At 72.7% G+C, this 13,799-nt stretch carries 13 protein-coding genes; 10 read left to right on the top strand and 3 right to left on the bottom strand.

Going from position 1 to position 13,799, the window contains the following annotated elements:
* Window positions 1–66: 66 nt before the first annotated feature.
* The 5 genes from OIE49_RS27510 to OIE49_RS27490 are packed head-to-tail and all read left to right on the top strand — an operon-like array spanning window position 67 to window position 4,351.
* A complete protein-coding gene (locus tag OIE49_RS27510) occupies window positions 67–1,068 on the top strand; it encodes a GDP-mannose 4,6-dehydratase (RefSeq protein ID WP_326804599.1) in 1,002 nt (333 codons plus the stop codon).
* A 35-nt stretch (window positions 1,069–1,103) separates the two neighbouring features.
* A complete protein-coding gene (locus OIE49_RS27505) occupies window positions 1,104–1,817 on the top strand; it encodes a nucleotidyltransferase family protein (RefSeq protein WP_100572554.1) in 714 nt (237 codons plus the stop codon).
* A gap of 7 nt (window positions 1,818–1,824) precedes the next feature.
* Complete coding sequence (locus OIE49_RS27500) at window positions 1,825–2,748, top strand: NAD-dependent epimerase/dehydratase family protein (protein ID WP_326804598.1); 924 nt, start codon at window positions 1,825–1,827, stop codon at window positions 2,746–2,748.
* The gene (locus OIE49_RS27495) at window positions 2,745–3,407 is read left to right on the top strand and encodes a spherulation-specific family 4 protein (protein WP_100572552.1); all 663 of its coding nucleotides are present in this window, start codon (window positions 2,745–2,747) and stop codon (window positions 3,405–3,407) included. Before OIE49_RS27500 ends, OIE49_RS27495 begins: the two co-directional genes overlap by 4 nt.
* The gene (locus tag OIE49_RS27490) at window positions 3,404–4,351 is read left to right on the top strand and encodes an endo alpha-1,4 polygalactosaminidase (protein WP_326804597.1); all 948 of its coding nucleotides are present in this window, start codon (window positions 3,404–3,406) and stop codon (window positions 4,349–4,351) included. The genes OIE49_RS27495 and OIE49_RS27490 overlap by 4 nt, the downstream gene beginning before the upstream one ends.
* 27 nt (window positions 4,352–4,378) lie before the next feature.
* On the opposite strand, the gene OIE49_RS27485 is transcribed toward OIE49_RS27490, so the two are convergent.
* Entirely contained in the window at window positions 4,379–5,737 is a 1,359-nt protein-coding gene (locus OIE49_RS27485; protein ID WP_326804596.1) for an APC family permease, read from the bottom strand.
* Between the two features lie 95 nt (window positions 5,738–5,832).
* A complete protein-coding gene (locus OIE49_RS27480; RefSeq protein WP_326804595.1) occupies window positions 5,833–6,714 on the bottom strand; it encodes a carbon-nitrogen hydrolase family protein in 882 nt (293 codons plus the stop codon).
* 84 nt (window positions 6,715–6,798) lie between these two features.
* On the opposite strand from OIE49_RS27480, the gene OIE49_RS27475 reads away from it, so the two are divergent.
* Window positions 6,799–7,590, top strand: a complete 792-nt coding sequence (locus tag OIE49_RS27475; RefSeq protein WP_326804594.1) for a FadR/GntR family transcriptional regulator — start codon at window positions 6,799–6,801, stop codon at window positions 7,588–7,590.
* A gap of 140 nt (window positions 7,591–7,730) precedes the next feature.
* Window positions 7,731–9,083, top strand: a complete 1,353-nt coding sequence (locus tag OIE49_RS27470) for a glutamine synthetase (RefSeq protein WP_326804593.1) — start codon at window positions 7,731–7,733, stop codon at window positions 9,081–9,083.
* 169 nt (window positions 9,084–9,252) lie between these two features.
* Here OIE49_RS27470 and hemE read toward each other — a convergent pair whose 3' ends face one another.
* Window positions 9,253–10,323, bottom strand: coding sequence for a uroporphyrinogen decarboxylase (gene hemE, locus OIE49_RS27465; RefSeq protein WP_326804592.1), 1,071 nt, complete (start codon window positions 10,321–10,323; stop codon window positions 9,253–9,255).
* A gap of 124 nt (window positions 10,324–10,447) precedes the next feature.
* Between hemE and OIE49_RS27460 the strand changes: the two genes are divergently transcribed.
* From OIE49_RS27460 to OIE49_RS27450, 3 genes are all read left to right on the top strand, one after another.
* Window positions 10,448–11,167: a DUF3000 domain-containing protein gene (locus tag OIE49_RS27460; RefSeq protein WP_326804591.1), complete on the top strand. Its 720-nt coding sequence runs from the start codon at window positions 10,448–10,450 to the stop codon at window positions 11,165–11,167.
* Between the two features lie 350 nt (window positions 11,168–11,517).
* Window positions 11,518–12,180 carry a response regulator transcription factor gene (locus OIE49_RS27455; protein ID WP_100572546.1) on the top strand — a complete coding sequence of 221 codons (663 nt, stop codon included), beginning with the start codon at window positions 11,518–11,520 and terminating at the stop codon, window positions 12,178–12,180.
* Between the two features lie 293 nt (window positions 12,181–12,473).
* The gene (locus OIE49_RS27450; protein ID WP_326804590.1) at window positions 12,474–13,763 is read left to right on the top strand and encodes a ribonuclease D; all 1,290 of its coding nucleotides are present in this window, start codon (window positions 12,474–12,476) and stop codon (window positions 13,761–13,763) included.
* Window positions 13,764–13,799 lie beyond the last annotated feature (36 nt).

Below are 13,799 nucleotides of genomic sequence, written 5' to 3'. Positions count from 1 at the left end.
CCACGACTCCCACAGCGCCTCAGCCCTCCGCAGCAAACCGCCGAACGCCCCGAAGGGACACAAGAGTTGACATCCGCACCGCTCGCCGCCGTCACCGGAGCCGAGGGCTTCATCGGCTCGCACCTCACCGAGGTGCTCGTCGCCTCCGGCCACCGGGTCAGGGCGATGGCCCAGTACAACTCCTTCTCCTCCTACGGGTGGCTGGAGACCCTGCCCGCCGATGTCCTGGACCACGTGGAGATCGTGCTCGGCGACGTGCGCGACCCCGGCTCGGTCCGCGGCCTGCTCGAAGGGGCCGACTGCGCCTACCACTTGGCGGCCCTCATCGCGATCCCGTACTCCTACCAGGCGCCGCACAGCTACGTGGACACCAACGTCACCGGCACGCTCAACGTGCTGGAGGCGGTGCGCGCCCTGGGCACGCCCCGGCTGGTGCACACCTCCACCAGCGAGACGTACGGCACCGCGCGGACCGTGCCGATCACCGAGGACCACCCCATCAACACCCAGTCGCCGTACGCCGCTTCGAAGGCGGGAGGGGACCGGCTCGCCGACAGCTACTACGCGAGCTTCGGCACCCCCGTGGTGACGCTGCGGCCGTTCAACACCTTCGGACCGCGCCAGTCGATGCGCGCGGTGATCCCCACCGTCATCGGCCAGGTGGCGGCCGGACAGCACGCCATCACGCTCGGCGACCTGCGTCCCACCCGTGACTTCACCTACGTCAAGGACACCGCGCGGGCGTTCCTCGCGGTGGGCACGTCCGCGGCCGAACGGGTCGTCGGGCGCACCTTCAACGCCGGAACCGGCGGTGAGATCTCGGTCGGCGACCTGGTCGCGCTGATCGGCAAGGTCATGGACACCGCCCTCGACGTGCGCGAGGACACCGAACGCCTGCGGCCCGCCGCCTCCGAGGTGATGCGCCTGGTCGCGGACGCGACGCGGCTCGCCGATGCGACCGGCTGGCGGCCCGCGCACACCCTGGAGCAGGGGCTCGCGCACACCGTGGAGTTCTTCCGCGACCCGGCCAACCTGGCCCGCTACAAGACCGGCATCTACAACATCTGACCTCGTACGGCCCGTCCACGAAGGAGAGAGGCCCCATGCACGCAGTCATCCTGGCAGGAGGCAAGGGCGTCCGGCTGCGGCCTTACACCACGGCGCTGCCCAAGCCGCTCGTGCCCATCGGCGACCAGCACGCCATCCTCGAGATCGTGCTGCGCCAGCTCTCCGCGGCCGGTTTCACCACGTGCACCATCGCCATCGGTCATCTGGGCGAGATCATCCGCGCCTATGTCGGCGACGGTTCGCAGTGGGGGATGAAGGTCGAATACTCCACCGAGGAAAGCCCGCTGGGGACCATGGGTCCCCTGCTGACGATGCGCGACCGGCTGCCGGAGACCTTCCTGGTGATGAACGGCGACGTCCTGACCGACCTCGACTACGCGGACATGCTGCACCGGCACCGGGACTCGGGCGCGCCGCTGACCATCGCCACGTACACCCGCAAGGTGCACATCGACTTCGGGGTGCTGACCACCGACGCGAGCAGGGTCGTCGCCTTCACCGAGAAGCCCAGCCTGGACTACCGGGTCTCGATGGGGGTCTACGGGCTGTCCCGTTCGACGCTCGACGGCTACACGCCCGGACTGCCGCTGGGCTTCGACGAACTGGTCCTGGACCTGCTCGCGGACCGGCGTCCGCCGTACGCCTACGAGTTCGACGGATACTGGCTGGACATCGGCCGCCCCGACGACTACGACCAGGCCAACGCCGAGTTCACCACCCGCAAGTCACTGCTGCTCAAGGGAGCCTGAACCGCGCATGCGCATTCTCGTCCTGGGCTCCACCGGCTATCTGGGACAGCACGTCACCGCACGACTGCGCGCGCTGCCGGGCGCGCGGGTGCGTACGGCGGGCCGCTCCGCGGACGCCGACGTCGCGGTCGATCTCGCCGGTGACCCACCTGAGCGCCTGGCCGGGCTCCTCGCGTCCGAGGCACCGGACGCCGTGGTCAACTGCGCGGGCGTGACCGGCGGCGACGCCGTCGCGCTCGCGGAGGTCAACGCCCGCGGCCCGGCCGCCCTGTGCGCGGCGCTGCGCGAGGCGGCCCCGGCCGCCCGCCTGGTGCACCTCGGCTCGGCCGCCGAGTACGGTCCGGGCCTGCCGGGGACGAAGGCGGCCGAGTCGGCCGCCACCTGTCCGCTCGGCCCGTACGGCGCCACCAAGCTCGCGGGCACGGTCGCGGTGACCGTCTCCGGTCTGGACGCGGTGGTGCTGCGTGTCGGCAACCCGGTGGGCCCGGGAGCACCGGTCACCGGGCTGCCCGGCCGGATCACCGCGCTGCTGCGCGCGGCCGGTCCGGACCCGGACGCGGTGCTGCGGCTCGGCGACCTGTCCGCCCATCGCGACTTCGTGGACGTACGCGATGTGGCCGGCGCGGTGGAGCTGGCGGTCACGGTCGGCGGTCCGCTGCCGCCGGTGCTCAACATCGGCGGCGGCGAGGCCGTCCGGGTCCGCCGTCTGGTGCGCGAGCTGGCCGGGCGGGCCGGGTTCCGGGGCCGTGTCGAGGAGGACGGGGGCGGCTCCGCGCGCTCGGCGCGGGTGTCCTGGCAGTGCTCCGACATCGGCGCGGCCGCCGGGGCCCTGGGCTGGCGGCCGTCGCACACCCTCGACGAGTCGCTGGCCGCGCTGTGGGCGGCCGCCGGGCCGGCGTCCCACGCCCCGGAAGTCGAGGTCGTGCCGTGAGCCTGCTGGTTCCGTTGTACGTGCACCCGGCCGAGGATCCGGGTGCCTGGCACCGGCTGATCAGATCGGCGGCCCGCACGTACGCGGTCGTGCTGAATCCGGCCAGCGGGCCGGGGTCGGGTCCGGACCCGGCGTTCACGGCGGTGGCCGAGGCGCTGCGGGCGGCCGGTGCCCGGCTGCTCGGCTACGTGGACACCGACTACGGAATGCGCGACGCGGCCGAGGTCGCCGACGACGTGCGAAGGCACCGCGAGTGGTACGCGGCCGACGGCTGCTTCCTGGACCGCGTGACGGCGGCGCCGGACGGGCTGCCGGCCTGCCGGAAACTGGTCCGGTCGGCCCGCCGGCTCGGCGCCGGGACGGTGGTGCTGAACCCGGGCGTCCATCCGGCGCCCGGCTATGCCCGCATCGCCGATCTGACGGTTACCTTCGAGGGCCACTGGTCGACGTACGTGTCGGCCTTCAGCCGCCCGGCCTGGGCGGCCCGGCAGCCCGCCGAGCGGTTCTGCCACCTCGTCTACGGGGTGCCGGAGGCGCTCGTGCCGCTCGCGGTGCGGACCGCGTGCGCGCGCGGTGCGGCGGTGTGCGGGCCGGTGACGGGAGAACAACCGAATCCCTGGGCCGGGTTGACCCCGGCCCTGACCGGGACGGAGCGATGAGGATCAGGACACTGACATGCGCGGCGGCGCTGACCGCGCTGGCCGCCTCCCTGCTGACGGGCTGCTCGGACACCGACCGGGACGAGGGCGGGGCCCAACGGCCCGGTCCGACCGGCACGGCACCGGGCGGCCCCGGCCACCCGACGACCCCGGAGGCGACGCGCTCTCCCACGGCAGCCACCACGGGGCCGGAAAGAACGAGCCCTCCCGCGACGGCCGGGCCGACCCCCGGCACGCCTCGGAAGGCGCTGTGGCGGCCGCGCCCCGGACTGGCCTGGCAGTGGCAGCTCAACGGCAGGGCCGATCCGTCGGTCGACGTGCCCGTCTACGACATCGACGGCTTCGAGAACTCCGCGGCGGACGTGGCCCGTCTGCACCGGGACGGGCGCAAGGTGATCTGTTACGTCAACGTCGGCGCCTGGGAGAACTTCCGGCCCGACAAGGACGCCTTCCCGCGCTCGGTGCTCGGCGGGACCAACGGGTGGGACGGCGAGCGCTGGCTCGACATCCGCCGTCTCTCCGTCCTGCGCCCGATCATGGAGCGGCGGTTCGACATGTGCCGGGACAAGGGATTCGACGCGGTGGAACCCGACCTGCTGGAGGCCTACTCCAACCGGACCGGCTTCCCGCTCACCGCGCGCGACCAGCTCCGCTACAACCGCATGATCGCCGAAGTCGCCCACGAGCGCGGCCTGTCGGTGGGTCTCAAGAACGACCTGCCGCAGATTCCGCAGCTCGTCAGCGACTTCGACTTCGCCGTCAACGAGGAGTGCGCGCAGTACCGGGAGTGCGAGCGGCTCACCCCGTTCGTGAAGGCCGGCAAGGCCGTCTTCCATGTGGAGTACGCGGTGTCCGCCGACGGCTTCTGTCCGATCTCGCGCAGGCTGGGCCTGTCGTCGATGCGGAAGAAGCTGGAGCTGGGGGTGTGGCGCGAGCCCTGCTGAACAGGCCCTGAGGCCCGCGCCTCCCGGTCAGACCGGTTCGGGGGTCCTGGTCTCCTCGGAGAAGTCGATCTCCGGCGGCGGGGTCCGGAACAGGCGGGTGAGGTAGGCGAGGTAGAGCACGCCCACGGCCAGCCAGATCAGGCCCAGGGTGATGGCCTTGCCGTCGAGGCGGGTCAGCAGCCAGATGTCGACCGCCGCGCCGATCAGCGGGAAGACGACGTGGGTGAGCGGGTTGAGTCTGCGGCCCTCGCGGCGCTCGCGCATGAACGTGGCGATCACGCTGAGGTTCACCGAGGTGAAGGCGGTGAAGGCACCGAAGTTGATGAACGAGGTGGAGGTCGTCACGTTGAGCCGCAGCGCGATGAGCCCGATCACGCCCGTCAGCACGATGTTGACGGCGGGGGTGCGGAACCGGGGGTGGACGAACCCGAAGAAGCGGCGGGGCAGCACGCCGTCCCGGCCCATCGCGAACAGCAGGCGGGAGGCGCTGGCCTGGGCGGCGATGCCCGAGGCGAACTGGGCGACCACCAGGCCGGCCAGGAAGATCGAGGAGAACAGGCTCCCGGCGATCGTCTTGGCGATCTCGAAGGCGGCCGAGTCCGGGTCGGCGAAGGTGCTCCCGGGGTGGACGAGCTGGGTCGTGTAGGCGAGGAAGACGAAGATGCCGCCGCCGATGAGGGCGATGAGGATGATCGCGCGGGGGATGGTGCGGCGCGGGTCGACGGTCTCCTCAGTGAGGGTGGTGACGGCGTCGAAGCCGAGGAAGGAGTACGCGGCGATGGCCGCGCCGGCCGAGATGCCGACCAGGGTGCTGTTGTCGTTGAAGAACGGCGTGGCGCTGAACAGGCCTCCGGCTCCCGAGTGGTGGAAGACGTGGAGCAGCGAGAAGACCGCGAAGAAGCCGATGACCAGCACCTGGAAGGTCATGAGCAGGTCGTTGGTCTTCTCCGCGGTGCGGATGCCGCGGACGTTCAGCGCGGTGGTGATCGCGATGAAGCCGACGATCCAGACCCAGAAGGGCACGCCGGGGAACTGGGCGTGCAGATAGGCGCCGCCGATCAGCCAGATGACCATCGGCAGGAAGAAGTAGTCGAGGAGCGTCGCCCACCCGACGAGGAAGCCCGCCCTGGAGTCGATGGCCCGCCGCACGTAGGTGTAGGCCGAGCCCGCCACCGGATGGGCCGCGGCCATCTTGCCGTAGCTGTGTGCGGTGAAGATCATCGCGACCATGGCCAGCAGATAGGCGGTCGGGACGGTGCCGTTGGTCGTCTGCGCGATGACTCCGTACGTGCCGAGCACGATCAGGGGGGTCATGTAGGCGAGGCCGAAGGCGACGACTGATCTGAGGGTCAGGGTCCGGTTCAGCGTCGGGGTGGGTTGTTCCATGGCGTGGCTCCAGGAGGGCGGGTGGGGGCCGGGCGGGCTTTCGGGGAGGTGCGGGCGGGCGTGGGGGACGGGGAGGGGGCGGACACGCGGGGCGGTCAGTCGCAGGGGCGGCGGTCCGGATTCCAGCGGCGGGGGTCGATCCGGCCCTGGTACAGCGGCAGTTCGATCGGGGCGTCACCGTCGCGGAACTGGTCCCAGACGCGGTTGAGACCCGCCGTGCCGTGGGTTCTGACCCGGGTGACGTCGTCGAGGTCGAGCACATCGGTGAGGACGGTGGGCAGGGCGTCGGGGGACTCGACGCGTACCCGGCCCTCCGGGTCCACCACGAGGCTGCGGCCGGTGCCGACCGGGCCCGCGGTGTTGACGCTGATCACGTAGACCTGGTTGACCATGGCGTTGGCCCGGGCCAGGACCAGCTCCTGGGCGCGGTCGGCGGTCGTGGTCATGACCGGGTTGACGATCACTTCGGCGCCCATCCAGGCCAGGTGCCGGGAGACCTCGGGGAACCACGCGTCGTAGCAGATCGCGAAGCCGATCCGGCCCGCCTCGGCCAGGTCGGCCACGACGAAGCGGTCGCCGGGGTCGTACGGCTCGTAGGGGCGCCAGGGGAAGACCTTGCGGTAGGAGGCGGCGAGCCGGCCCTCGGGCGAGAAGGCCAGCGCTGTGTTGAACAGCTCGCCGCCCGCACCGCGCTCGCACACGCTGCCCGGCAGCAGCCAGACGCCCAGGTCACCGGCGAGTTCGGCGAGCATCCTGGTCCGGGGGCCGTCCAGCGGCTCCGCGGCCTCCTGGAGCTGTGCCTCCCGCTCCTCCGCGGAGCCCTCCACGCCGCACAGGTGCAGCTCGGGATACACCGCCAGACGGGTTCCGGGGAACCGTGCGACGAGGTCCTGGACCTCGTCGGCGAAGCCGGCCAGCGGCAGCCGGGAGGAGCGCGGAGGGGCCTGCGCGAGGGCGATGGGGAGGGGCCGTGACACGGGAGTCACCACTTTCGAGACAGCAGGTGGCCTGATGGCGAAAAAAAATAGAGCATGATGAGCACTTAAACAAGAGTGTTCAAGATGAGCACTTTTGAGTACGGTGTCGCCATGCCCGGCTCACCCGTGAACTCCCGTCCGGCGCGCGCGGAGCCCACGCTCGGCCTGAACGCGCCACCGCTCACCGCCATCCGGCGACTGTCAGCCCTGGACGCCGTGCGGGCCCGGATCGCGCTCGCCGTCGATCTCGGCCTGCTGGCGCCCGGCGAGCGGCTGCCCGGCAGCGACCGGATCGCCGAGGCGCTCGGCGTCTCCGAGATCACGGTCCGCCGCGCCCTGGTGGCACTGTGCAAGGAGGGCGTGCTCGAGCGCCGGCGCGGGCGCACCGGGGGAACACTGGTGGCCGAGCGGCCCGCCCACTCGACGGTCGGGGCCGTCGAGACGTACCGGGCGGCGTCCGCGGACGTGCACCAGCTGATCGACCACCGGCTGGTCCTGGAGTGCGGGGTGGCCCATCTGGCCGCGCTCCGCGGCCTCGGCGCGGAATCCGCGCGGGAGCTGGACCGGCTGGTCGAGGAGATGGACCGGGCCCCGAGCTGGGCGGAGTTCCACGGCTGCGACGAGCGGTTCCACATGGCGGTGGCCGCCGCGACCGGGCTGGAGTCCGTCGCCGAGCCGTACGGCGCCGTGCTGCGGGAGCTGTACCGCTACTACCTGCCCTACCCGCTGGACTTCCTGCGCCACTCCAACAACGAGCACCGCACCCTGGTGAAGGCGATCCGGCGCGGGGACGCGGTGGAGGCGGCCGAGGTGGCTTGCCGCCATGTCGAGGACCTCCACAAGACCATGTTCATGGACCTCCTCGACCGGCGCTGACCGGACGGGCGGTCCAGGGCCGCGCCGGGCGCACCCCCGCTCCGGCCGGTTCCCGCACGCGCACCCCGGCCGTCGGGCGACCACACTCGAAAGCACGAACGCGGAGCCGGTCACGGCCGCACGCGGTGAAGGAGGAGGCCATGTCCACCGCGCGAGAGGAGCGGGGCCGGGTGGCGAAGGAGGCCGACCGGCTGACGGCGCAGGGAGTGAGCGGGGTCGCCCTCACCATGGTGGACACCGCGGGCATCACCCGCGTCAAGACGGTGCCGGTCACGGCGCTGTCCGACGCCGCGCGATGGGGCGTCGCCATGCCGCCGGTCTTCGACCTGTTCCTGGCCGACGACTCCGTCACCTCCGGGGCACCCTCCGGCACCCCCGAGGGCGATCTGCGGCTGCTGCCCGACCTCGACCGGCTGACACCGCTGGCCGCGCAGCCCGGCTGGGCCTGGGCGCCGGCCGACCGCCACGACCAGCGGGGCACCGAGTACCCCGGCTGCCAGCGGCTGTTCGCCCGGCGGATGACCGAGCGGGCCGCCGAGCGCGGACTCGCCCTGCGCATGGGCTTCGAGACCGAGTGGGTGGTCGGCCGGGACGCGGACTTCTCCCCGTCGCCGTCCGGCCCGGCCGCGGGGCCCGCGTTCGGCATGGCACGGTTCGTCGAACTGTCCGACTACCTGCGCGACGTGCTGGACGCCCTCGTCGCGCAGGGGGTCGCCGTGCAGCAGCTTCACCCGGAGTACGCGCCCGGCCAGTTCGAGGTGTCCGTGGCACCGGCGGACCCGGTGGGGGCGGCCGATCTGGCGGTGCTCGTGCGGGAGACGGTCAGGGCGGTCTCCGCGCGGCACGGGCTGACGGCCTCGTTCGCCCCGGTCGTCGAGGCGGGGACGGTCGGCAACGGACGCCATCTGCATCTGAGCCTCTGGCAGGACGGCCGGAACCTGTGCCGGGACGGGGACGGACCGCACGGCATGACGGCGGTCTGCGAGGCGTTCCTCGCGGGCGTCCTAGGGGAGCTGCCCGCGCTGCTCGCCCTCGGCGCGCCCTCCGCCGCCAGTTATCTGCGGCTGGAGCCCTCACGCTGGGCCGGCGCGTTCCAGTGCTGGGGCCCGGAGAACCGGGAGGCCGCGATCCGCTTCGTCGCCGGAGCCCCGGACGCCGTCTGGGCGGCGAACGCGGAGATCAAGAGCTTCGACGCGGCGGCCAACCCCTATCTGGTGGTGGGCGCGGTCATCGCCGCGGGACTCGCCGGGATCGATGCCGCTGCGACCCTCCCGCCGCCCGTGGTGGACGATCCCGCGCAGGTGGGAGGGCAGACGCGGCTGCCCGGCTCGCTCGCCGAGGCGCTGGCGCACTTCGAGCGGTCCGTGGTGCTGCGCGAGGCGCTGGGAGAGACGCTGTTCGGCGCGGTCGTCGCCGTACGCCGTGCGGAGGCCGCCCGGTTCGAGGGGGCGACGCCGCAGAGCGTCGTGGCGGCCACGCGCCTGCGGTACTGACGGCCGTTGAGCGGTGCACCGAAGGAGCCCGCCCCGGCCCTTCGCCCGGCGCATCGGCGCCGGGCGAAGGGCGGCGGGCGGCGGGCGGCGGGCGGCGGGCGGCGGGCGGCGGGCGGCGGGCGGCGGGCGGCGGGCGGCGGGCGGCGGGCGGCGGGCGGCGGGCGGCGGCTCAGCGTGCGGTCTGCGTGTGGACGTACTCGACGAGGTGGGTGAGCGCGTCGGGATCGGTCGAGGGCATGACGCCGTGGCCGAGGTTGAAGATGTGGCCCTCAAGCCCGGCGGCCGAGTCCAGCACCTCCCGGGCCTTGGCCTCCATGGCCTGCCGGGGGGCGAACACCGAGGTCGGGTCGAGGTTGCCCTGGAGCGCCTTGCCGGGGCCGACACGGCGGGCGGCCTCGTCGAGCGGGACCCGCCAGTCGACGCCGACGACGTCCGCGCCCGCGTCGCCCATCAGGCCGAGCAGCTCGCCGGTGCCGACACCGAAGTGGATGCGCGGGACGCCGTACCCGGCGACCGCCTCGAAGACCTTGGCGGAGGCCGGCAGCACCGAGCGGCGGTAGTCGACGGGCGAGAGGGCGCCGGCCCAGGAGTCGAAGAGCTGCACGGCGCTGGCGCCCGCCTCGATCTGCACCTTCAGGAAGGCGGTCGTGATGGCGGCGAGGCGGTCGAGCAGGTCGGCCCACAGCTCGGGGTCGCCGTACATCATCGCCTTGGCGTTCTCGTACGTCCGGGAGGGCCCGCCCTCGACGAGGTAGCTCGCGAGGGTGAAGGGGGCTCCGGCGAAGCCGATGAGCGGGGTGGACCCCAGTTCGCGGGTGAGCAGGCCGATCGCCTCGGTGACGTAGGAGACGTCCTCGGGGGTCAGGTCGCGCAGCCGGGCGAGGTCCTCGCGGGTGCGCACCGGACGCTCGACGACCGGGCCGATGCCGGGCTTGATGTCCAGGTCGATGCCGATGGCCTTGAGGGGCACGACGATGTCGCTGAAGTAGATCGCCGCGTCCACGTTGTGCCGGCGGACCGGCTGGAGCGTGATCTCTGCGACCAGCTCCGGACGCATGCAGGACTCGAGCATCGGGATGCCCTCGCGCACCTTGCGGTACTCCGGCAGGGAGCGCCCGGCCTGCCGCATGAACCACACCGGGGTGTGCGGCACGGGTTCACGCCTGCACGCCTTCATGAAGGCGGAGTCGAAGGTGGCTGTCTGCGGCTGCCGGCTTGCGGGCGTCTCGTTGGCACTCACGTCCGCAAGTCTCGCATGCCCCCGATGACGCGAAGGCCCCGGTGTGGGGTCCCGGACGGCGCCGCCGACGGCGGCGGGGTGTCTTGCCCTGCACGAAGGCCCGGTTCCCCTTAATCTTCCCGGCATGGCTGCGGCTCAGGGACGACTGTCGGACGGCACGGGCGGAATGGACGATCCGAAGGATCCGGGAAATCCGGGAAATCCAGGACATCAGGGAAATCCGGGAAAGGGGGACGGTGATACGAGCAGGAAACCCCAGGCTCCGTTGCCGTTCCGGGCGGCGGTCGACGCGCTGAGGGCCGCGCGGCTGCGGCCGCAGCTGGAGATCGAGCAGGTTCCGCCGCCGCAGCGGCTCGCCCCCTTCACGTACGCGCTGGAGGCCACGGTCGTCGACGGGGAGCAGGACCTGGCCGACGGCCGCCTTGTGCTGCTGCACGATCCCGCCGGGCACGACGCCTGGCAGGGCACCTTCCGGCTGGTGACGCTGGTGCGCGCGGAGCTGGAGGCGGAGATGGCCGCCGACCCGCTGCTGCCGGACGTGTGCTGGTCCTGGCTGACCGGGGCGCTCCAGGCGCGCGGGCTGATGTACGGCGAGCCGAGCGGGACCGTCACGCGCGCGAGTTCGCACTACTTCGGCGGGCTTTCCTCGCGCCCTGCCGCCTCGCAGATCGAGATCCGTGCCTCCTGGACGCCACGGGAAGGGGTGGGCGGGGTGCCGGACACCGCGGCGCACCTGGCGTCCTGGTGCGATCTGCTCGCCCAGGTCGCCGGGCTGCCGCCGGCCGGTCCCGGGGACGCGTCGGTGGTGACGCTGCCGCAGCGGCGCGGCCCGCAGCCGCGCTGACCACCGACCGGCCGCTGACGGCGGTCCCGCACCCTCGCTGACGACGGCCCCTCACCCATGCGCGTACACCTGTCCGGGTGGCCCACCGGCTTCTTGCCGTTTCTTTGTCGATACGGCCACTTTCAGGCAGGTATCGCTCTCGAATGGCCCCAAGCGACCCCAAGCGAACCGACTCGACCTTCGGATTATCGCCAATGTGTTCGAATTAAACGCTCGGGCAGTCACCAGATCGTGATCATTCTCTAAAGGACACCGGGTTTGGTGCCGAAGACCACTGTGACCTTGCAAGCACGGTTCTTCCGGCTTCATCCCCACAAGCCGGCCCCGTCCCCCCACCCCCAGGAGGCCTGGTGTCCGTTCTCCTCGAGCAGCCCGCAAGCCTGGTCGCCTACCGTCCGAACAAGCCGACTGCCATGGTCGTCGTGGCGGACCCGCGCGTCCGTTCCACCGTCACCCGCCATCTGTGGGCGCTCGGAGTCCGTGACGTCATCGAGGCTTCGTCCGTCGCGGAGGCCCGTCCCCGTATCGGCAATCCGCGGGACATCTGCGTAGCCGACGTCCACCTGCCCGACGGCTCCGGGCTCACCCTGCTGTCCGAGACCCGGGCCGCCGGATGGCCCAACGGCCTGGCCCTGTCCGCCGCCGACGACATCGGCGCCGTACGCAACGCCCTGGCGGGCGGTGTGAAGGGCTATGTCGTCACCGGCACCCGCACCAACGTCGGGCTCCCCACCCGGCCCGGCGCCGCCCCCATCGGCGCCGCGGCCGCCCGGCTGCACCGCCGTCCCCCGGGTGCCCCGAGCCACCCGGGTGGTTTTCGTGAGCTGTCCGGCCGCGAGGTCGAGGTGCTGCGGCTGGTCGCGGAGGGCCAGTCGAACAAGGCCATCGGCGTCTCGATGGGCCTGTCCGCGCTGACCGTCAAGAGCCATCTCGCCCGCATCGCCCGCAAGCTCGGCACCGGCGACCGCGCCGGCATGGTCGCCGTGGCGCTGCGGACCGGCATCATCCACTGACCGCCTCGACCGCCCTGACCAGCATCTTTCTCGAATTGTCCGGCTCCGTCCCCAATTCCCCGCTCGCTCCCTTCCCCCCACTCCCCTCAGCACTCGCCTCTCCCCGCCGGCACGCACCGCGGCCGATGCGTCCGCCCCGGAAACCGTCCCCTCCCCCAGGTCGCGCCCCGCGCGTGCCCCTTGCCGGTCGTGCACCGGACGTCTCACCTGCCTGACCGGTTTACGACCCCCCGGTGCCCGCCGACGGAACGTTCCGTCGGCGGGCGCCGTCCATCCACGGATACTCTTGACATGTGACCGACGCCCAAGAGACCGCAGCAGACAGCTCACTGCGAACCACCGGAGGCGCCCCTCCGGAAGACGGCGGATCTTCTGGTAGCGGGGCGCCGATTCCCCTGCTCGAACCCCGTGAGGGCATCCCGCCCGTGATCGTCGACGCGGACGCGCTCGCCGAGGTGACCGCCGCGTTCGCGGCCGGCTCCGGCCCCGTCGCCGTCGACGCCGAACGGGCCTCCGGCTACCGCTACGGCCAGCGCGCCTACCTGGTGCAGCTGCGCCGCGAGGGCGCCGGCACCGCGCTGATCGACCCCGTCGCCTGCCCCGACCTGTCCGAACTCGGCGAGGCGCTGTCCGGGACCGAGTGGGTGCTGCACGCGGCCACCCAGGACCTGCCCTGCCTGCGCGGGATAGGCATGCAGCCGACCAGCCTGTTCGACACCGAACTGGCCGGCCGGCTCGCCGGGTTCCCGCGGGTCGGGCTCGGCGCGATGGTCGAGGGCGTGCTGGGCTACGTCCTGGAGAAGGGCCACTCCGCCGTCGACTGGTCGAACCGCCCGCTCCCCGAGCCCTGGCTGCGGTACGCGGCACTCGACGTGGAACTGCTCGTCGACCTGCGCGACGCCCTGGAGAAGGAACTGGACCGCCAGGGCAAGCTGGAGTGGGCCCTCCAGGAGTTCGACGCCATCGCCTCGGCGCCGCCGGCCGAACCGCGCAAGGATCCCTGGCGGCGCACCTCCGGAATGCACAAGGTGCGGCGCAGGCGGCAGCTCGCGGTCGTCCGGGAGCTGTGGGAGACCCGGGACCGGATCGCCCAGCGCCGGGACGTCTCGCCGGGCAAGGTGCTCTCGGACGCGGCCATCGTGGAGGCCGCGCTCGCCGTACCCGCCAACGCGCACGCGCTCGCCGCGCTGAACGGCTTCGGGCACCGGACCGGCCGACGGCAGCTGGAGCAGTGGCAGAGCGCGGTGGACCGGGCCAAGGCCCTGCCCGAGTCGGCGCTGCCGCAGCAGGGACAGCAGGTGACCGGGCCTCCGCCGCCGCGGGCGTGGGCCGACAAGGACCCGGTGGCGGCGGCCCGGCTGGCCGCCGCCAAGGCCGGGGTGTCGGAGCTGGCCGAGCGGCTGAACATGCCGCAGGAGAACCTCGTCTCGCCGGACACCGTACGGCGCCTGTGCTGGGAGCCGCCGCAGGGCGCCGACGCCGAGGCGGTGGGCGCCGCCCTCGCCGGGTACGGTGCGCGGCCCTGGCAGGTGGAGCAGGTCGCGCCGACGCTGGTGAAGGCGCTGGCGGCCCGGGGCGTGTAGGGCCCGGCCGGCGCCCCCTCCGGCGCCCCGCTGTCC

This window comes from Streptomyces sp. NBC_01788 (genome assembly GCF_035917575.1).
GTDB lineage: Bacteria > Actinomycetota > Actinomycetes > Streptomycetales > Streptomycetaceae > Streptomyces.
Note: the sequence above shows the minus strand (reverse complement) of the source record. Positions and strands in the feature narration are given on the sequence as shown.

Excerpts from the sequence above, each read along its gene's own strand:
- OIE49_RS27500 (WP_326804598.1), top strand. The coding sequence starts at position 1,825 with ATGCGCATTCTCGTCCTGGGCTCCACCGGCTATCTGGGACAGCACGTC.
- OIE49_RS27460 (WP_326804591.1), top strand. The coding sequence starts at position 10,448 with ATGGCTGCGGCTCAGGGACGACTGTCGGACGGCACGGGCGGAATGGAC.
- OIE49_RS27505 (WP_100572554.1), top strand. The coding sequence starts at position 1,104 with ATGCACGCAGTCATCCTGGCAGGAGGCAAGGGCGTCCGGCTGCGGCCT.
- OIE49_RS27470 (WP_326804593.1), top strand. The coding sequence starts at position 7,731 with ATGTCCACCGCGCGAGAGGAGCGGGGCCGGGTGGCGAAGGAGGCCGAC.
- OIE49_RS27475 (WP_326804594.1), top strand. The coding sequence starts at position 6,799 with ATGAGCACTTTTGAGTACGGTGTCGCCATGCCCGGCTCACCCGTGAAC.
- OIE49_RS27485 (WP_326804596.1), bottom strand. The coding sequence starts at position 5,737 with ATGGAACAACCCACCCCGACGCTGAACCGGACCCTGACCCTCAGATCA.
- OIE49_RS27490 (WP_326804597.1), top strand. The coding sequence starts at position 3,404 with ATGAGGATCAGGACACTGACATGCGCGGCGGCGCTGACCGCGCTGGCC.